The sequence below is a fragment of the Leptolyngbya sp. 'hensonii' genome (genome assembly GCF_001939115.1).
Lineage (GTDB): Bacteria > Cyanobacteriota > Cyanobacteriia.
The window spans coordinates 15,126-34,957 of record NZ_MQTZ01000028.1 but is presented as its reverse complement, the minus strand read 5'-3'; the positions used below and the strand labels follow the sequence as shown (position 1 = coordinate 34,957).

The following is a 19,832-nucleotide window of genomic DNA, read 5'->3' as shown; positions in this document are numbered from 1 at the left end:
TCATTTGTGATTGGTCATTACCTTACTATGCACAACTTCATCCCAGCTAACCGATTTTTTCCCTACCTCTCCTGGACCGATATCGCAGCGATGCCAGGGAAAGAAAAGATCGTGTTGATTTTGCCGATCGGGGCGATCGAGCAGCATGGCCCCCATCTGCCCCTGATCGTGGATGCAGCGATCGGGAGTGCCGTTCTGGGGAAAGCGCTGGCATCCCTGAACCCGGAGATTCCAGCCTATGCCCTGGCTCCGCTTTACTACGGCAAGTCTAACGAACATTGGCACTTCCCCGGCACCCTGACCTTGACCGTACAGACCCTACTGGCACTGATCACCGAGATTGCCGAAAGCCTTTATCGGTCAGGGTTTCGCAAGCTCATTTTAATGAATTCCCATGGGGGGCAACCCCAAGTGATGGAAATCGTAGCCCGCGACTTGCACCAGCAGTATGAAGACTTTCTGGTCTTTCCCCTGTTCACCTGGCAAGTCCCTCATCAAGTAGGAGAGCTACTGACCCCCAAAGAACTGGCGCTAGGCATCCATGCTGGGGATGCAGAAACAAGTCTGATGCTGGCCATTCTACCGGAGGAGGTCAGGATGGAGGCAGCCGTGGCGGAATATCCGCAGAATTTGCCCCAAGATAGTTTGCTGAGCATGGAAGGCCAACTTCCGTTTGCCTGGGTCACCCGGGATCTGACCCGGAGTGGCGTTCTGGGAGACCCCACCACAGCCAGTCGGGAAAAGGGCGATCGGATTCTGGTCTCTCTGGCGGCGGGTTGGGTCCAGGTGATTGAAGATATTTACCAGTTTCGCCAGCCTCAGACTTGGCAGGCTGGGGACTCCAACCAGGGCGTTGGGTAAAACCCCTCTGCTAAGCAACCTCACCACAGGGACTTCATCGGATCCTGCGCAAGAGTGACTGGAGTCACTACAATAAATGATGGCGTAGCCCTTGCATTGGATCGTCGTGGAAATCCTGACTTTTCTGATTGGTCTGGGGATTGGTCTGGGCTTGCTGATGCTGCAGCGAGCTTACATTAACCGCACTTTCAAAATTTTATTACCCAGAATAGAGACTCAGATCTCTTCAGCTTCCCTGCCTGAGCTCCTGCGTCTGGCTATGGCGGCCAACTGGCAGCATCAACATCTCTATGACGTAGAACTGGAACTGGTTGGCCTGAAACAGTTACTGCAAGTCGCCCCAATCGGCTATTTACAAGTTGATGATGAAAACCAGTTGGTTTCCTGCAACGCCCAAGCCTGCCAGTTGCTGAATATCGACTACAGCAAACCATCCCGTCTACGCCTGCTCCTGGAAGTCGTCCGGTCTTATGAACTCGATCACCTGATTGAACAGGCCCGCGATCGCCAAAAGCCCTGTCAGGCTGAATGGATCTTTCACCCTGTCAGTGCCGATTCGGCAGAACTGGCCCGACAGCAACCTCGACCGCTGCGCGGGTACTGCTTTCCCATGGCAAATGGTTACATCGGAGTATTTCTGGAAAACCGCCAGGAAGCAGCCACCTTGCTGCTGCAGCGTGATCGCTGGACCTCGGATGTCGCCCATGAGCTGAAGACCCCCCTCACGTCTATCCGTCTGGTCGCCGAAACCCTACAATCCCGACTGGAGCCCCCCCTGCGTCAGTGGATCGATCGGTTGCTGAATGAAACCCTGCGCCTAAGCACCCTGGTTCAAGACTTACTGGATTTGAGTCAGATTGAGATGGGAACATCCTACAGTCTCAATTTCCAGCGCATTGACCTGCCAAAATTAATTCAGGCCACCTGGACCAGCCTAGAACCCCTGGCCAAAGGGAAAAATATTCAACTGGATTATGTGGGACCAGAGCAACTTCTGATCGAGGCAGACGAAGCAAGACTGTATCGGGTACTCTTCAACCTACTAGATAACAGCATCAAATACAGCCCGGAGCGCCAATGGATCAGGGTGCAGGCAACCCCAATCCGGGAGACCGACTCAGCAGAACCGAAGGTTCGCCTGGAGGTGATTGATGCGGGATCAGGGTTTCCTGAAAGCGCCCTGCCCTATGTCTTTGAACGCTTCTACCGGGTCGAGCCCTCCCGTTCTCGCAGTCTGTCAGGAACCTCCCCCATTGCCCGCCAGGAAGACAAAACCCTCAAAACCGACGAGTACCTGCCGAATTTACAGGTCGGTGGGGGCAGTGGGTTGGGGCTGGCGATCGTGCGGCAAATTGTCGAGGCCCATCGGGGATCGGTGACAGCGGGTAATCATCCTGAAACTGGAGGAGCCTGGTTACAAGTAATACTCCCCTGTCAACAACCCAAACCCTGATGAGGAGGGAATCTTATCAATCTGGCCCTCATTTAGCCTATCCGTACAGGCGTTTCTTTTTCTCCTTTCACTGTTATCTTTTGGCACGGACATTCCCTGAAACATCCCTAACAAGGCGTGGGATGTTGTAATATTTGTACATACATTCGGGAAATACTTCCCCTCAGCATCAGTCTTCATGGTTGTTGTGACTGAAAGGCTACAAAAGATCATTTCCCAGTGGGGTCTCGCTTCTCGACGAGAAGCGGAGCAGCTCATTCTGGCAGGGCGAGTGCGCTTGAACGATGAGATTGCTCAGATCGGGCAAAGAGCCAATCCCAATCTCGATCGGATTGAGGTTGATGGGATGCAGGTTAACCCCGCTCAGCGCCCATGCCTGACCTACCTCCTCCTCCATAAACCCCTGGGAATTGTTTCTACCTGCGAAGACCCTCAGGGTCGCCCAACAGTCCTGGACCTGCTACCGCCAGACCTGCAACAGCATCAAGGAATTCATCCGGTAGGAAGACTGGATATCGACTCAACCGGTGCGCTCCTGCTCACGAACGATGGGAATCTCACCTTCATGCTCACCCACCCCCGCCACCATTGTCCGAAGACATACCAAGTTTTAGTTCAGGGGCATCCACCTGAAACCACTCTGAACCGCTGGCGTCAGGGATTATTTTTGGATACGAAGAAAACCCGTCCGGCTGAAATTAAAGTTTTACAACACAACTCCCATCAGACGCTTCTGGAAATAATCCTCCGGGAAGGCCGCAATCGCCAGATTCGGCGAGTTGCAGAATTGTTGGGTCATCCCGTATTGTCTTTACATCGCGTTGCAATTGGCCCAATTCATCTGGGACAATTGCCTGTGGGGCAAGTCCGATCGCTCAGTTCAGATGACTATCACTGTCTAAAAGCCCAAGTTTCTATCCCGCCAAATGGACATCATGCCAAGCGTTAAAGCTGTGATGAAACACCTGCTTTCCCGATCTAGACGCAGGCAAAATCATGCTCTTCATCCGGAGCAGGTCCGAGCTGCAAAACTCGCCGACCTGGGAGCTTATCTGCGTCAGATGCGTGAAGCACAATCCCTCACCCTGGAACAAATTTCCATTCAGACCAAAATTTCCCAGCGGCTCCTGCGGGCAATCGAGCAGGGCAGCCTGGATCATCTGCCTGAGCCCGTCTATATTCAAGGGTTTATCAAACGCTACGCCGAAACTCTGGGTCTGGATGGAACCCTGTTTGCCAATCAGTTCCCCATTGGTTCGGTCCTGCAATCTGCTGCACCGCGATCGCTGCCTTCCTGGCGCAGTTTACCGGCGGCTCAGTTGCAACCCATGCACCTGTATTTGCTCTACATTTTCCTGGTGATCGGAGCGGTGAATGGCCTATCTTCTATGATCGATCGGGATTCAACCCAGGCAATCAGCCCAACTGAGATTCAAGAAGAATTCACGTTACCTTCCGATTTACGGACAGCCCAGGCACCTGACTCCAAGCAATCTGCCAGTCCCTTGAAGGCAGTATTCCCCATGGGGCAACTGGAAGCAGAATCTCGTATTCCAGCCTCCCCCAAAGCTCAACCTGATCCACAAATTACCTTACCGGCTGATCCAACTGTGATGGGTAAACCAGTACGGGTCAGTGTCACGCTGACGGGGCAATCCTGGGTGCGGGTGACCACGGACAATAAAGTTGAATTTGAAGGGGTACTACCAGAAGGAACCCAGCGAATCTGGGCCGCTACCAAACAAGTCACCATTCGCGCAGGCAATGCGGGGGGAGTCCTGGTTGCGTTTAACAATGCCCTGCCGAAACCTCTGGGCTCTCCCGGCTCTGTTGAGGAGGTCACTTTTCCCCAGAGCTCTGATAGGCTGACCCAGCCAGATGTCAATCAACCAGACGGTGAAAGGCAAGCCCAAGGTTCAATTTACAATTCCCTGTTTTAGCCACTTCAGGAGCCAGAAGTCATGATTCAAGACCGACTTTCTGGCTCCCCTCGCCCCCAAATCCTGGCTACCCTGCAGTAACCTCTAGCGGCCAGCTCGGCCATAAATGTGGGTCAGTCTTTTAAGATGTTGGCACAGTAGACTTCCTGCATCATCCTCATGATCCATTTTGAGATTGTCTGCCCAGTACCGCCAGTCCCAGTTTCCTTCTGGCTTACCTGGGAAGTTCATCCGGGCTCCCGTATCCAGACCCAGCAGATCCTGTAGAGGCAGAATGGCCTGGTTTGCGATCGAACTGAGGGCTAACCGAATCAAATCCCAGTGAATCCCTTCCGCGCTGAAACAACCCAAATAGGTAAACACAGCCTCCCGTTCCCAGGAGGGTAGTTGTCGGAACCACCCTACGGTTGTGTCATTGTCGTGGGTACCCGTGTAGACTACCGCATTGCGGGTGTAATTGAAGGGCAGAAACGGATTGCCGGGATCTGATCCAAAAGCGAAATGCAGCACTCGCATACCGGGAAATTCAAACCGATCGCGCAGGGCTTCAACTTCCGGTGTAATAATCCCCAAATCCTCAGCTAAGATCGGCAGTCTGCCTAGCTGGGCCGCCAACGTCTCGAACAACGCCTCACCAGGAGCCTCAATCCATTCCCCCTTGACGGCTGTTTCTTCCCCTTGGGGGATAGCATAGAAAGCCTCAAAGCCCCGAAAATGATCCACACGAATGATATCGACATAATCCAATAGGACCTGAAAGCGCCGCACCCACCAGCTAAAGTTGTGCTCCTGCAGATAGTCCCAGTTATAGACGGGATTGCCCCAGAGTTGCCCCGTCTCGCTAAAGTAATCCGGCGGCACCCCAGCCATCAGAGCTGGTTCCCCCGTTTCCTCATCCAGACAGAAATTTTCTGGGAAAGCCCAGACATCGGCACTATCCTGAGCCACATAAATCGGAATATCCCCAATGATCTGGATTTGATGCTCGTTGGCATAGGCTTTCAAAGCAGACCACTGGCGAAAAAACTCATATTGCAAGTACTGCTGAAAGGCAATCTCATCGGCCAGTTCCCGCCGCCAGCGATCGAGCACCATCGGTTTACGTTGCGCCACTTCCGGCTCCCACTGATGCCAGGGTGCCCCATCAAAAGCCTGCTTCAACGCCATAAACAGGGCATAGTCATCCAACCAATCGGCCCGACTTCCATAAAATGCCCTGAATTCCTCTCTCTGCTCTTCTGAAGCTCTTTGCTTGAAGTTCTCGAAGGCTTTCCGAAACAAGGGGAGTTTAAACTCAATCACCCGATCAAAATCCACCCGATCGGCTGGAAAATCTGGAACATGTTCCAGATCTGACTCATCCAGCCAACCCTCTTGCTGAAGCAAGTCCGGGCTGATTAACAAGGGATTACCGGCCATCGCCGAGTAAGCCATATAGGGGGAATTACCATAGCCGGTAGGCCCCAGGGGCAAAACCTGCCATAGACGCTGACTGCTCTGGACCAGAAAATCAATAAAATGGGTGGCTGCTGGCCCCAGATCACCAACACCAAAGCGTCCTGGAAAACACGTAGGATGAAGAAGAATACCGCTCGCTCTAGGAAAAGGCATGGTAAGACTATTCAAAATGGCTTTACCCTATGTTAGGTTTTATCGTTAGGTTTTACTCATAGCCTTTAGGTAGAATCCATAACCTCATTTAATTAGTCATCTGACGCCTGTGCAACCCCGCAATCCCGCTCCTACGGTGGATATCATTATCGAGATGGTGGATCGGCCCCATCGGCCCATTCTCCTCATTGAGCGTCGCAACCCACCCCATGGTTGGGCCATTCCTGGAGGTTTTGTAGACTATGGGGAATCGGTTGAGGCTGCGGCGCTCCGGGAAGCCCAGGAAGAAACCAGCCTCCTGGTTGATCTGGTCGAACAGTTCCACGTCTATTCCGATCCGAACCGAGATCCCCGCAAACACACCATTAGCGTGGTCTTTCTGGCCACAGCCCGAGGAGAACCAGAAGCGGCAGATGATGCCAAGTCCGTGGGTATCTTTGAGTTCTGGCATGTTCCAGCCAATCTCTGCTTTGACCACGATCGCATCCTGCAGGATTACTGGCAATACCGCCACCATGCCTTGCGCCCGCGTTTGTTCTGAGGTTCTGGGTCCTCTAAGGGTTTAGGCCCTGCCCCCAGTCTCCTGTCCTTGTTTGTCCGACCTTAATCAAATTATTTGGAATCGACAAGATATGACCCATCGCATTATTCGGACTGACGCTGCACCGGCCCCTGTCGGCCCCTACAATCAGGCGATCGTGGCCAGCGGGCCTATGGTTTTCGTGGCCGGACAAATCGCCCTTGACCCGGCGACCGGGGATATCGTTGGCCCAGGGGATGTGGCTCGCCAGACGGAGCAGGTGATGGCCAATTTGCAGGCCATTTTGGTTGCGGCTGGAGCAACTTTTGAGAGCGTCGTCAGAACGACTGTTTTCCTAGCCGACATGAATGACTTTGGAGCGATGAATGCAGTCTATAGCAACTATTTTGAGTCAACCACTGCCCCGACCAGAGCCTGCGTACAGGTAGCCCGATTGCCCAAAGATACTCTGGTTGAGATTGACTGCATTGCCGTTCTGTCATGACATCAATCTCTTGCCTTAAATTTCAGGCGTTGCTGAATAGAAGTATGATTTTCGTGCTTGAGCCTTATGCAGCCCTCTCCCAAAGGAGAGGGAACAAGAGTTTTAGCTCCCTTCTCCTGCGGGAGAAGGGTTGGGGATGAGGGTAATTCATATTTGCATTCAGCAAAGCCAAATTTCAGACCTCACAGCTTCTTGGAGAAATCGGATTGGAGAAATCGGAGGTCTGAACTGCAATGACTGACTCATCACCAAAGCTTGATGCTAATCAGGCAAAACTTCCGCTGAAAACATTTCCCAGAGAGACCGGAGATAAGGTCTGAATTGGGTCACATAGGGTTCACCCAAACGATCGCCAATTTCCTGACCCAGAAGGCGGAGCATGTGCCGGATCATTTCCCAACGAACTTTCAAGGGGGGATAGAGCATCACACAGAGGGGGAATAGCTCCTCCTGAATCGAGGTAATGCTCCCTTCCAACACACAGAGACAGAGATAAACCTGGAACATCTCCACATCTCGAATGCTGGAGATTTTGATCATTGGTGAATTCAACTGTCCGCTATGGCAACTGTAGCCGGAGTAAATCTCAGCTACTCGTTGGACTAAGGCTTTGGCAATCTCGGTACTAATCGGCAACAATTGCCGCACAGCCGCCAAGGCCGGACTGTCATAGTCCTGGGTTGCCGCTGCTTCATACGATCGCTGCAAGGGCATGTACAGATTGTCGTCGATCACCTTAAAGTAAGACCCGACTAGGGCTTGCTCCAGGGGAGAAAGTAATTCCAGCAACGCCTGTCCACTATAGTGAAATTGCATGCTGACGAACCCCAAGACGCGCGGGTCCTGGGCCGTATACTGACGCCGGATTTGCCCCACCTCGGAGCCGATCACAACAGACAACCGACCTGGGGTAGGCAGATCCGTGATCGCCTTACCCAGGTTCGCCTGAGACGCATAGGGAGACTGCTCAACCAGCGTATTCAACAAAGAAATTTGGCGGGCATGATTCTGTTCACTATAGACCGCAAGGGCTTTCTCAAACAGGTACCGAGAATCTTCCGCAATTTGCCAGGGATCAATCAGGTCCGGGCTAATGTGATGCCTCTGGACCTCTTTCGCCAGCAGCCCTTCAGTTTTGGACCAGGCCTGGGCACTGGCAAAACGGAGCGACTGTCGCAGTCTTTCAACTGTAGCTATCCGACCCTCCTGGGAGGCAACCTCAGCCAAACCCAGCAGGGGGGCACTTGAGTCCGTTCCTTCAACCTGGAGGTTTTGAACATATTTCTTAGCCCATAACTCCGCCAAGGAGGTAATGGAAGCTTCATGTGGCAAATTCATCTCAGTCAACAAATACCCAGATTCAACAGCTTGATTCATAAACGCCTCTTAAATGAGGAATTGTGCTAGGTAGCGTACCCTGGAGACTTCTATCCGTGTTCTTAATAAAAACTTTCGTATTGGCAAGAGTATGACGCAATTTCCGGCCAAGTGATGTAAATTTTCTTAAATTTCCGACAAACTCCTTAACCTAACTCTCATAAACTTTTTTCCATAACGAAAACTTAGCCAGATCAGCCTTCCAGGGGGCTGAGAGAAACTCAAACTGAGTTTTCCAGCTCCGCTGCTTTGGAAAATTTGTTTAAACAGGGCCTGTATATCCCGTTTCATCCCATTCACTCTCCAGGTTCGGGGAAGATGGGCACCCAGAGCTCTAGAAATCTCTAAGGATCGTGGATTTAATAACTCCGAAATTTTCAGCCCTCACCCCCAACCCCCAACCCCTCCCCCTCTCCMAAATTKGGGAGAGGGGGCAGGGGGGTGAGGGCAATGAGGAGTTTGACCCTTGATTTAATTCTCGTTCCTTAGGAATGAGAATTAAATCAAGGGTGAGGGCTGAAGACATCCTAATCCACGATCCTTAGTCAAAAAATTAGTCAAAAAAAAACCGACAGTTCCCAGAAGGTTACTGTCGGCCAGTCGTGTGTTCCCTGTTGATGACTCGGCTAGAGTTGAGTCACTTACTAGTATGCTTTCGAGCTCAATTGGAGCATGCGATCAAGATCATTCAGGAGTCGTGATCTTAATCACAGTTTTATCAACTTGAAGCCCCTGTGAAGCTGAGAAAGAGCAAGAGCCCAGGGCAAGGGACGCTGCCCGATCGGTGTTTCGGGCTTCATCAAACGGGGCCAGGGCAAGGTTGTATCCTGAGCCAGGTCAGCAGCCACAGCATAGGCCCCAAATCGGTTGAGATGGCTGGGGTCCAGGAAATACTCATTGCGCACCAGAGGAGGCCGGTTGAGATCACGGAAAATAAACCCTTCCGTTCGAGCCAGTTCCTGGATAAATTGCCGAAACTCCCGCTCGTAGGTCGATCGTGCCCCATCCATGTAATCCCGCGTCAGGGGTAAGTTGACATAAATCAGTGGAATCTGTTGCTGCCGCACAAAACGGACAATTCGTGCTGTAGCTTCCATCTGCTCACCCCAGAGATTGAAGTCCTGGTAATCTCCATCATAGATCCCAGCAACCCTGGGATACTTTCGATAATAGATGTGGGGATTGAACCGCTCAGATACCGGATAAAAGCCCAGGCGTTCCAGGCTTTTCAGGTCTTCCTGGGAGGCTCGAATCGAGTTATAGGTGAGCAGTTCCAGAGACTGGGACCAATGGCTACAGGACGGATTGGTCACAAATTGTGGGTTCAGCAGGACCGACAACCAGAGGGCTGTCAGGGGACGGGGGGCAACCTGGCTAGCCACATAACCGGAGGATGTCTCCAGACAGTTCTGGGGGGATGGTGCAGCCTGCAGGGGTTTAGGGGGAGCCACTGCCAATTGCCGGTACCCCGGCGAAGTCACCATTTTCCCATAGGTAAAGTCTGGGCGACCGGCATTGAATGCCCGTACCCCATCCGCCCACAAAATCAGATTGGGTAACTGATCCGGGGTCAGGATCTCGCGGAGCAACAGATCGACAACCTGAGCCGTGGCCCCGTTAATTCCAAAGTTGAAGATCTTCAGTTGGGGATATCCTCTAATGAATAGCCCCCGCTGCAGAGCGAGCGGATCGACTCCCATTGCTGCTCGCGAGCTGCCAACAATCAGAATATCAGGACGCCCCTGCTCAGCCAGATATTGCCGGTATCGCTGGAGCTGTTGATCAAACTGGTCACTGTTAAAGGAGGGGTAATCCAGGGGAGATTTTTGCTGCGGAGCAGATCGGGTCGGGTGATCAACTGAGTGGGAAAGTGTCTCCGGCACTTCAGCCTGAAATTTTCCTTCAATACCACTGAGCAGAGGTAAGTTTACAGCCAACGATCGGTTGGGAGCACTGGCACCATACTGCATGGACTTCACGATCGCGATGGCAAGCAACGTCGGGAGTAGCAGAAGAAACAGGGTCGGAGAAGGTCTCATACAAAGGGAAGGGGCATGCTGCCGCCATATTAATGCTGAAAATATCGGAATGTCAGCCTGTCGATAATCAACTCCCTGGGGGCTTTTTTATGGATTACAATCCTAAATCAACTGCAACCCGATGGGCACAGGCAAAGCCCGAAAAAGCCACAGCATTCAGCCCCTGTCCCGGAAAGGTGCTGTCTCCCACACAATAGAGGCCGGGAAGGGCAGTGCGGTTGAAGGGCATGCCGAGCAATCCCAGTAACTTTCGGGCCGGAATGGGACCGTAGGTGCCATCCTCCCGACCCAAAAATCGACGATGGGTCCGTGGCGTTCCCACTTCCTGATAATCCAAAGCCTGACTCAACCCCGGGAAAATTTTCTCCAGCCGATCGAGCAGTCGGGTTGCCGCTGCTTCTTTGCGGGCTTTGTAGGCGGTAGGAGACAGTCCCTGCCAATCCTCAATCCAACTGGGGGTAAAGGTATGCACAATATGATGGCCGGGGGGGGCCAGATGAGAATCTAGCAGGGTGGGAATGGAAACGAAGACTGTGCCTTCAGCCATTTCCATCCGAGTCCAATCTTCCAGCAGAATATGATGACAGTCTGTTGTCGGGGGCAGGACCTCTGCTTTGACGCCCAGATGCAGGCTGAGAAAACTGGGAGATTTGCGATATCGCTGCTGCCACTTCTTCTCGCCAGCAGGCATGCTTTCGGGGGATAGTAACTGCCCAAAAGTGTCCCAGCGGGTGGCATTAGAGACAATCCGTTTGGCCCGATAAATCTGCCCTGAAGCCAGTTCCACCCCTACAGCCCGGCCCTGTTCCAGAACAACCCGGGTGACCCGGGCTTTGTATTGAATCACCCCCCCAGCTTTTTCCAGGCCATCTACCAGTTTTTTGGCAATCTGGCCCACTCCACCCCGGGGGTAGTTGATGCCCCCGTAGTGACGATCGCTGAACACCATCCCCGCATTAATCATGGGGGTCCGATCTGCCGGTACAACAGACCAGCAATAGCACTCCATATCAATAAACTTGAGCAGGTTGGGGTCCTGAATGTAGCGACGGGCAATGTCTCCTGCATTCTGGGGCAAGTACTTCACCAAGCCCAGACAAGCCAGGGGATGCTGGAAAAACACCCGCATGAGATAACGGGGTTCTTCCAGAGATAGCAATTCCATTGCATTCAGACAGTTGAAGACTTTCCAGCACTCGTCATAGAACTGACGAATACCCTTCCGTTCGTGGGGAAATAGGGTCGTCAACTCCTGGATAAACTGCTCGTAATCGCGATGAACCTTCAGGTCCAAGCCATCTGGTAGATGGTAATGAATTTGCACCGGATCGGGGATGGTCTCCAGACTGACGTTCACAGCCTGCAGGGCACGGGTGAGAAGATTAGTGGTGCCCCGATCTCCAAACCCAAAAATCATGGATGCCCCCACATCAAAGCGGTAGCCTGCCCGTTCAAAGTAGCCAGAGCTACCTCCCGGAATGAGATAGCGCTCCAGCACCAATACCTGGGCTCCTTTAGCAGCCAATTGGGTCGCAGTAACCAGGCCACCAATCCCCGCACCAATGACAATCACATCAAATTCGGAAGGGCCTGGATGAGAGACGGGCTGTGTATTTCCAGTCATGCAAACAAATCAGATATAGACACATCTTTAAGTGTAATAGTCCATTGACCTGTCATTTGTCATTTGCTCTGTCTGGAGTTTGAGAGTATGGGTCAAAATCTATCTTTCACTCCTCATGACCTAATGCCCCATCCCAACCCACCCCGGCCTCTTGGGAGGGGATGAACCCTCCTACAGGCGTTCTATGCAACCCTGCCCCAATGAGTAATAACCAAAGAAAAAGGGGACCAGCCTGCTATCGCAAACCGATCCCACCCACCGATCCTCAGAGAGGAGAACACTAAAAACACTATAGGTTCTATTGAGAATAATTGTCAATATATTGAGCCAGGTGAGTCGGTCAATTCCAGATAAATAGCACTGGGCAGTCAATATAGATATGGGCTATGGAAGCAAGGCAGAATACCTTCTGCCTGTTGTTGCAATTATTTTGACAACCAGCATTCCTGGAACCTGTAGATTTCAGGCTCTAGCCGCAAGATGCTGCATCCAGCCAGACTATTGATGGGGCTAGCCCTGTCGAATAAGGCAAAACTGTACTTTTAGATACAGTTTTTTATTGGTAATTGCTTACAGTAGAATTGGCGCATTATCGGCAAAGTTGCGATTCAAAACATTTGCCAACTGATGGTTCTGCTATTGCGCTAAGGCTTTGTCCCTTTCTCCGCAATCCCTTCAGGTATGATCAATCCGTCCTTGCAGGTTGAAGCAAGTCCTATCCCTCACTTTCGACTGTTTTTTGAGCATTCAGCCGATCCAGTCGCTGCCTACAATCCAACGCTTCAATATACGTACATCAATCCGATCGGGGCAGGGCTGTTAGGGTTATCTGCTAACGACATTCTGGGCAAAACCCATCGGGAGCTTCTGGAGCATTACGAAGACACGTCCCTACTTCGTTATGCGGTTTCCCAAATAGAAGTGACTGTCCAAAAAGTCTTGGCAACGGCTGCTTCGGAAGTTGTGATCCATGAAATTCCAATTCATGGTTCCGTTCATCTATACGAAACAACCTATACTCCTATCCTTTCTACCACCGGCGAGGTAATTCAGGTTTTCACCCTGGGTCGGGACATTACTCGCCATATTGTGGAAAAGCAAGATCTGCAACGGGGTGAAGAAAAATATCGCAACATTGTCGATAACGCGGTTGAGGGCATCTACCAGACCAGCATTGCAGGGGGCTTCTTAATGGCTAACCCAATGATGGCGCTGATTCTGGGTTATCGATCGCCCGCTGAGTTGTTGCTGGGTGTGCAGAGTATCTCCACCCAGGTCTATGTTGATCCAAATCGCCGGTCCGAGTTTGTCCGTTTGATGGAAGAACAGGGGATTGTGCGGGGATTCCAATCAGAGGTCTATCGTCAGGATGGGAACACCATCTGGATTTCCGAAAATGCCCATGTGGTTAGCGATGATAACGGTCGTCTCCTCTACTACGAAGGCACCGTTGAGGAAATTATGGTGTATAAACGGGCCGAAAAGGTGCGGGAGAGCGTTGAGCTACTACAAATTATTCTGAATAATATTCCCCAGCAAATTTTTTGGAAAGACCAGAATTCAGTCTATCTGGGGTGCAACAAGTTGTTCGCTGAGGCCGTGGGTGTGGGTAATCCGGCGGCGATCGTGGGTAAAACGGATAACGAATTGCCTGGAGCGACCCTGGAAGCCGTGGAAGCCACCCGATTACACGATCGCCACATTATCGAATCCGATCGGGCCGAGCTGCGTCTGCTCAAGACGGAAGATCTGGAGGATGGGAGCCAGCTCTGGACGGAGCATAACCGGATTCCCATTCACGATCTGACCGGAACGGTAATTGGGATTTTGGGAACGATCGAAGACATTACGGAACGGAAGGTCGCTGAAGAAACCTTACAGCGATCGGAGGCCCAATTGCGGGAGCAAGCCCATCAACTGGAGGAGTCTTTGCATAAGCTGCAACAGACCCAGGCCCAATTGGTGCAAACTGAGAAAATTTCTGGCTTGGGGCAGATGGTTGCGGGAGTGGCCCATGAGGTCAATAATCCAGTCAGCTTTATTTATGGCAATCTCAGCCATGCCACTGGTTATACCGATGATCTGATTGCTCTGATTCGGCTGTATCAAAAACATTACCCAACCCCGGTTGAGGAAATCCAGACCGAAATTGAGGACATTGAGCTGGATTACCTGTTGGAAGACCTGCCCAAGTTACTCACGTCAATGAAAGTGGGGGCCGATCGGGTGCGGGAAATTATGCTTTCCCTCCGTAACTTTTCCCGTGTGGATGAGACTCAGAAAAAACTGGCGGATCTTCATGCTGGCCTCGATAGCACCCTGCTCATCCTGCAGCATCGTCTGAAGGCCACTGACAAGCGGCCTTCCATTCAACTGATCAAGGAATACGATCAACTGCCGTTCGTTACCTGTTATGCCGGTCAGTTAAATCAAGTATTCATGAATATTTTGAGTAACGCGATTGATGCCCTGGAAGAGGCGCTGGTCAATGTCCATAGCCAGAGAACCTCCATAACTGTGATCGAACAACCGGAAGCCCCCACGATTGTGATTCGAACCAAGCAGGTCCCTGATCGGGCCATCATTCGCATTATGGACAATGGACCTGGAATGCCAGAGGATGTCAGGCAACAGTTATTCCAGCCCTTCTTTACGACCAAACCTGTGGGTAAAGGAACGGGGCTGGGGCTATCTATCAGCCACCAGATTGTGGTAGAGCGTCACGGAGGCACGATCACCTGTCACTCCGAACCGGGGCAAGGCACAGAATTTTGTATCGAAATTCCGCTCGACCCCGACATCCCTATCGGGACACCGGATCGGATTTAACATACTGGTCGTACCACCGGATCATTTCCCAGAGAGTATGACCGATCGCTTCCCGCGATCGATACCCATGATCCTCCAACGGCAAAACCACCCAACGAACCGTTGACCCCAATCCTTTCAGGGCCTCGTAAAAGCGCTCTGTTTGGATGGGATAGGTACCAGGGTTACTGTCATTGGCCCCATGGATCAAGAGCAAGGGCTCTTTAATTTTGGCTGCAACGGTAAACGGAGACATCTGAATATAAGTTTCAGCAGCATCCCAGAAACTCCGCTGTTCCCCCTGAAACCCGAAAGGCGTGAGGGTACGGTTGTAAGCCCCACTCATGGCTACTCCAGCTCGAAACAGATCACTATGGGCTAAGAGATTGGCGGTGGTAAACGCGCCATAGGAATGGCCACCAATTCCCAATCGCTGGGGGTCTGCAATGCCCCGATCGACCAGATAAGTCACGGCAGCCTTGGCCCCGGCTACCAGTTGTTCGATATAGGTATCATTCGGTTCAGTTTTCCCTTCTCCCACGATCGGGAGACTGGGATTATCCAGCACGGCATAGCCCTGGGTCAGGAGGAAGAGCACCGATGTCCGGCGAGGACGACTGAAGGCATTGCTGGCCGTAGTCACCTGACCAGCGCTGTCCCGATCTTTGAACTCCGTCGGATAAACCCAGAAGATGGTTGGGAGAGGCCCATCTCGCTTTGGTTCATAGCCTGGGGGAAGGTGTAATGTTCCAGATAGTTGGACCCCATCGGCGCGCTGATACCGGATCAACTCTTTGCGGACCGTTGTAAACTGGGGAGCTGGATCCCGATAATCCGTCAGTTGAATCACCTGATCGCGTTGGAGTTGTCTCAGAAAGTAGTTAGGGGGCTCCTGTTGGGATTGGCGGCGGGTAATCAGGGTTTGGCCCCGATCGTCCAGAATCTCCACAACTCCTTCAAAATAAGGGTCTTTGGCCTGCCAGAGGCGTTGCTTCTGCCCGGTTTCCAAGTTGATCTGATCCAGAAAAGGATAGACCCCAGCAGGAGAGGCTCCCCGGCCATTCAGATAGAGGCCCAGCCCATCCGGAGTCAAGCGCAGCACCTCCCAACCATAGACCCCAGTTGTGGTCATAGGCATCCCCGGATCACTGTACTGGTCTTCATAACTGCGATCGACCAACAGCCGGGGCAAGCGTGAAGGCTGATTTGGGTTGAGTTGCCAGATCCTGATCCGGCGGCTGTCGTACCAGATCTCCCAGGCAAGAGCCACATCTGATTGACCCCAGAGGATCTGCCGGAAACGATATTCTGATTGCCAGAGCTGGGTCGGTGCTGCTGTAAAGGGGGCAGCCAGCTCATATAAACGGTCTCGCAGGGCAGCCTCCTGGCTGGCATCTCCCCCATCCAGAGCCTCTACCCAGAACAGAGTTGCAGGCTGGTCGGCCCGCCAGTTGACTTTCCGCCGACCAGGGCGCACCGAGTCGAACTTGATCGACAGATCATCGGCCAGGGGGAGGTCAGCAACCTGATAGAGAGCCCGTCCTGTGAAGTCCAGCACCTGAACCTGTTTGGGAAATAGGTAGGCAGGTACCTGGTAGGAAAAAGGGCGATGGAACGTCGTCAGCAAAATATAATTGCCATCCGGTGATGGGATGGCCTCATCGATCAGGGCCGATTCCATCATGAGTGTGCGCTGACCATCTAGACCAATCCGCTCCAGTCTGGAGGTCAGGTAGTACTCGAACAGGGCCTCATCATGGGGACTTTCTAGCAGATTGGTATAGGTTCGGGTGGGGGTCTTGCGACCCAGGTTCTCCTGCACCAGAGGACCGATCGGGACAGGATTCTCGACAGGCGCAGGTCCCCGATCGCCCGGCACCACCTTACACAGAAGCCCTGCTTCTCCGGGCAACCACTCGTAGGGGTCCCCATAGGTGGCATTGAGGATTGGCCCCGTCAGGCGGTGGGGGACACGATCGCGCAAATCCACAACCCACAGTTCCAACCCCTGTTCTTGGGTCAAGGTAAAGGCCAGCCGTTGCCCATCCAGAGACCACTTCAAAAAGTCGATTCGGGCACCTTCAGGCAAAGGGAGGAGGGTTACCGGATCAGATGAGATGGATTTCACCCCCAGATTTCGATAGGTGAACTGGCGATTGGGTCCATTGGTCTTGGGATTGATCTGAAACCCACCCAGGGCAATCTCCGGTTCCGCCAGTTCAGAGAGGGCCGGAAGGGCGGGCTGTTCTAACTGCACCATCCACTCGTGATAGGGAGAAAACAGCACCACGGGTGGGGGTGGTGCATTCAGAATCTGATCAATGGGAGGGGGTGGAGATTGCCAGGTTACCTGAGCTGCTACGGGTTTGAGCATGAATCCAAAACAGAAGAATGTCAATATCAATGCAATTGCAAAAAATCTAACTATCATCGTCTGCAAACACAGTTGGATTGCCTTGCATTGTGTTGAAATTGGAAGCACCTGAACCATATCAACAAAGAACAATGTCTACGATGTAGGAATAGGCTATATCGCCTGACCCAGTCTAACCCAGTGCAGTCTGGCAAAAGTACATTCTCCCATGTCTCTACTTGTTCTCACCCAATCCCAACTTGAAGCCCTGACCGATCGAGCCAGAATCCTGATTCAGGAAGGCCGTCAGCCGGATTATATTCCGTTGCTGGGTCAGATCAACCCCAAAACAGTGGCGGTAAGAGTCTGGGAACTGGGAGGGCTGTGCATCTCAGCAGGTGACAAGCCCCCTACTTTTTCCTTGATGAGCGTGATCAAACCCTTCCTCCTGTTGTTTCTGCTGGAACATCTGGGTCATGACGTGGTTTTCAAACAGGTTGGTGTGGAACCCTCCGATCAACCCTTCAATTCCTTGGAGCAACTGAAACTCGATCGGGGCCGCCCCCGCAACCCCATGTTGAACAGTGGCGCGATCGCCCTGTCGGCACTCCTGCCAGGGGCCAATGCCCCAGAAGCCTGCGAAGTCCTGCGTCACTGGCTCAACCAGGTGGCCCAATGCCAGTTGGGGCTGGATCAACAGATGCTGGCCTCTGTTCGCTCGACCGGCGGGCGACGGAATCGAGAGATTACAGCGATGCTAACCCAGTCGGGCTATCTGGTCGATGGCGATCTCGCCCTGGACATCTACAACCACATCTGTTGTCTCTCTGGCACCATCACCGACCTGGCCCTCCTGGGCCTCCTCCTGGCCACCCCCCAGAGCAGAGACGCGATTAATCGCGTCTCTGCTCTGGGGACCCACCGTCGCATGGTCAATGCTCTAATGCTAACCTGTGGTCTCTATGAAGCCTCCGGACAGTATGCTGTCCGGATCGGTCTCCCTGCCAAATCAGGCGTTAGTGGAGCCCTGTTGGCTGTAGTTCCTGGCCAAGGCACGATCGCCTGCTACGGTCCAGCCCTGGATGACCATGGAAACTCGATCGCGGGCCTTTTCCTGGTTGAAGAATTAGCCCAATTGCTAGACCTGAGCGTCTTCAATTGAGACAATCAACCCTATGAGCTTTACCGATAAACTGAACAGTGCCATCACAACCCATGCCAGCCTGTTGTGTGTGAGCCTTGATCCTAGTCTGGAAATGTTACCCGATCGCGATCTGCAGGGTCGGGACTTAATCGATCGTCTCTGGACCTGGCTCCAATTTGTGATTCAGGAAACAGCGGATCTGGTATGTGCTTACAAACCCACCCTTGGCTTCTACACTGCTCTAGGGGCTCCGGGATTAGAGTTGCTGCAACAGGTCCTGGCCATCATCCCCCCATCCATACCCATAATCCTGGATGCCAAGCATGGGGATCTGAACACAGGCACAATCCTGGCCCAAACATTGTTTGAAACTTGGCGGGTGGATGCCGTCACCCTCAGCCCCTATGCGGGTCAGGATCAGGCAGCTCCTTTCCTGGTTTATCCCGGCAAAGCCGCGTTTGTGCTTTGTTGTACGTCCAATCCGACTGCCCTATCCCTGCAAGAATATCCTGTTCCTGAACAGCCGCTTTACCTGCATATTGCCAGAGAAGCTCAGAATTGGGGAACTGTTGAACAGGTCGGTCTGGAAGTCGGCACCATTCACCCGGAACTCCTGGCCCAGATTCGGGCTGTGGCCCCAGAACGGCTAATTTTACTGCGGAGCCTTTGGGCCTCGCCAGACTACCACCGCATCATTATGGCGGGTCTGGACACCCATGGTAAAGGGCTGTTGATTCCAGTTCCCCAGGACATTTTGAGCCGCGATCGCCCAGCCTCGGCTATCCATGCCCTGCGCCAGGAGATTAACCAGATCCGCGACCTGAGCCATCAGCCAGATTCCACTTGCGCCATCTGGTTGCCTGACGTTTGCCTGCTCCGTCAATCTCCCCATCAGGATTTAATTTTGCAACTCTATGACATCGGTTGCATTCTCTTCGGTAGTTATGTGCAGGCATCGGGGATGACCCTGCCTTACTACATTGATTTACGCAAGATTATTTCCAATCCCCAGCTTTTTCATAAGGTTGTGAGTGCCTACGCTGAAATTTTACAGGGGTTAACCTTCGATCGCCTCGCAGGCATTCCCTACGGCTCCCTCCCTACAGCCACGGGGCTGGCCCTGCAGCTCAACTGTCCCATGATCTACCCCCGCAAAGAAGTCAAAGCCCATGGCACCCGTCGCCTGGTCGAAGGCAACTTCCAGCCCGGTGAAACCGTCGTCGTTGTCGATGACATTCTCATTAGCGGCAACAGTGCGATCGAAGGAGCCACCAAACTCCAATCCGTCGGCCTCCAAGTCCGGGACATCGTCGTTCTGATCGACCACGAACAGGGCGTTATGGGCCGACTGGCAGAGGAGGGCTATCAGGGACACGCCGTCCTCACCCTCTCCGAAATCACCACCACCCTGTACCAGAGTGGCCGCATCACCGCTACCCAGCAAGACGCCATCCTGGCAGCCCCTGACCATCCTCCCTCCCCGTGAAGACGCGATTTATCGCGTCTCTGCCCTGCCAATCTTATCTCTGAGCCAAAGAAAAAGCCCCGTGTGACCGGGGCTTATACAACAAGTGATAAGTGTGAGACAGCTAACCAG

At 52.7% G+C, this 19,832-nt stretch carries 14 protein-coding genes; 9 read left to right on the top strand and 5 right to left on the bottom strand.

Annotated elements, in window-relative coordinates:
* Window positions 1-27 precede the first annotated feature (27 nt).
* From BST81_RS09680 to BST81_RS09665, 4 genes are all read left to right on the top strand, one after another.
* Window positions 28-861: a creatininase family protein gene (locus tag BST81_RS09680; RefSeq protein ID WP_075598338.1), complete on the top strand. Its 834-nt coding sequence runs from the start codon at window positions 28-30 to the stop codon at window positions 859-861.
* A gap of 106 nt (window positions 862-967) precedes the next feature.
* A complete protein-coding gene (locus BST81_RS09675; protein ID WP_075598424.1) occupies window positions 968-2,314 on the top strand; it encodes an ATP-binding protein in 1,347 nt (448 codons plus the stop codon).
* 178 nt (window positions 2,315-2,492) lie between these two features.
* Window positions 2,493-3,263, top strand: a complete 771-nt coding sequence (locus tag BST81_RS09670) for a pseudouridine synthase (RefSeq protein ID WP_363079745.1) — start codon at window positions 2,493-2,495, stop codon at window positions 3,261-3,263.
* Window positions 3,250-4,254, top strand: coding sequence for a RodZ domain-containing protein (locus BST81_RS09665; protein ID WP_216351281.1), 1,005 nt, complete (start codon window positions 3,250-3,252; stop codon window positions 4,252-4,254). The genes BST81_RS09670 and BST81_RS09665 overlap by 14 nt, the downstream gene beginning before the upstream one ends.
* An 84-nt stretch (window positions 4,255-4,338) precedes the next feature.
* Here BST81_RS09665 and malQ read toward each other — a convergent pair whose 3' ends face one another.
* Window positions 4,339-5,865 (bottom strand): 4-alpha-glucanotransferase, encoded by a 1,527-nt coding sequence (malQ, locus tag BST81_RS09660; RefSeq protein ID WP_075598337.1) that lies wholly within the window; start codon window positions 5,863-5,865, stop codon window positions 4,339-4,341.
* A 109-nt stretch (window positions 5,866-5,974) separates the two neighbouring features.
* Between malQ and BST81_RS09655 the strand changes: the two genes are divergently transcribed.
* Complete coding sequence (locus BST81_RS09655) at window positions 5,975-6,406, top strand: NUDIX hydrolase (RefSeq protein ID WP_143780294.1); 432 nt, start codon at window positions 5,975-5,977, stop codon at window positions 6,404-6,406.
* 91 nt (window positions 6,407-6,497) lie between these two features.
* A complete protein-coding gene (locus BST81_RS09650; protein WP_075598336.1) occupies window positions 6,498-6,890 on the top strand; it encodes a RidA family protein in 393 nt (130 codons plus the stop codon).
* A 261-nt stretch (window positions 6,891-7,151) separates the two neighbouring features.
* Here BST81_RS09650 and BST81_RS09645 read toward each other — a convergent pair whose 3' ends face one another.
* The 3 genes from BST81_RS09645 to crtH form a co-directional block, all read right to left on the bottom strand.
* Window positions 7,152-8,267, bottom strand: coding sequence for a hypothetical protein (locus BST81_RS09645; RefSeq protein WP_075598335.1), 1,116 nt, complete (start codon window positions 8,265-8,267; stop codon window positions 7,152-7,154).
* 707 nt (window positions 8,268-8,974) lie between these two features.
* The gene (locus BST81_RS09640) at window positions 8,975-10,306 is read right to left on the bottom strand and encodes a hypothetical protein (protein WP_143780293.1); all 1,332 of its coding nucleotides are present in this window, start codon (window positions 10,304-10,306) and stop codon (window positions 8,975-8,977) included.
* Window positions 10,307-10,400: 94 nt separating this feature from the next.
* A complete protein-coding gene (gene crtH / locus BST81_RS09635) occupies window positions 10,401-11,930 on the bottom strand; it encodes a carotenoid isomerase (RefSeq protein ID WP_075598333.1) in 1,530 nt (509 codons plus the stop codon).
* Window positions 11,931-12,611: 681 nt separating this feature from the next.
* On the opposite strand from crtH, the gene BST81_RS09630 reads away from it, so the two are divergent.
* Entirely contained in the window at window positions 12,612-14,759 is a 2,148-nt protein-coding gene (locus BST81_RS09630) for a PAS domain-containing sensor histidine kinase (protein WP_075598332.1), read from the top strand.
* Here BST81_RS09630 and BST81_RS09625 read toward each other — a convergent pair.
* Window positions 14,734-17,112, bottom strand: a complete 2,379-nt coding sequence (locus BST81_RS09625; protein ID WP_075598331.1) for a prolyl oligopeptidase family serine peptidase — start codon at window positions 17,110-17,112, stop codon at window positions 14,734-14,736. The two genes, BST81_RS09630 and BST81_RS09625, sit on opposite strands and share 26 nt — an antisense overlap.
* 208 nt (window positions 17,113-17,320) lie before the next feature.
* On the opposite strand from BST81_RS09625, the gene glsA reads away from it, so the two are divergent.
* Entirely contained in the window at window positions 17,321-18,253 is a 933-nt protein-coding gene (glsA, locus tag BST81_RS09620) for a glutaminase A (RefSeq protein WP_075598330.1), read from the top strand.
* Between the two features lie 13 nt (window positions 18,254-18,266).
* Window positions 18,267-19,721, top strand: coding sequence for a bifunctional orotidine-5'-phosphate decarboxylase/orotate phosphoribosyltransferase (locus BST81_RS09615; RefSeq protein WP_075598329.1), 1,455 nt, complete (start codon window positions 18,267-18,269; stop codon window positions 19,719-19,721).
* Window positions 19,722-19,832 lie beyond the last annotated feature (111 nt).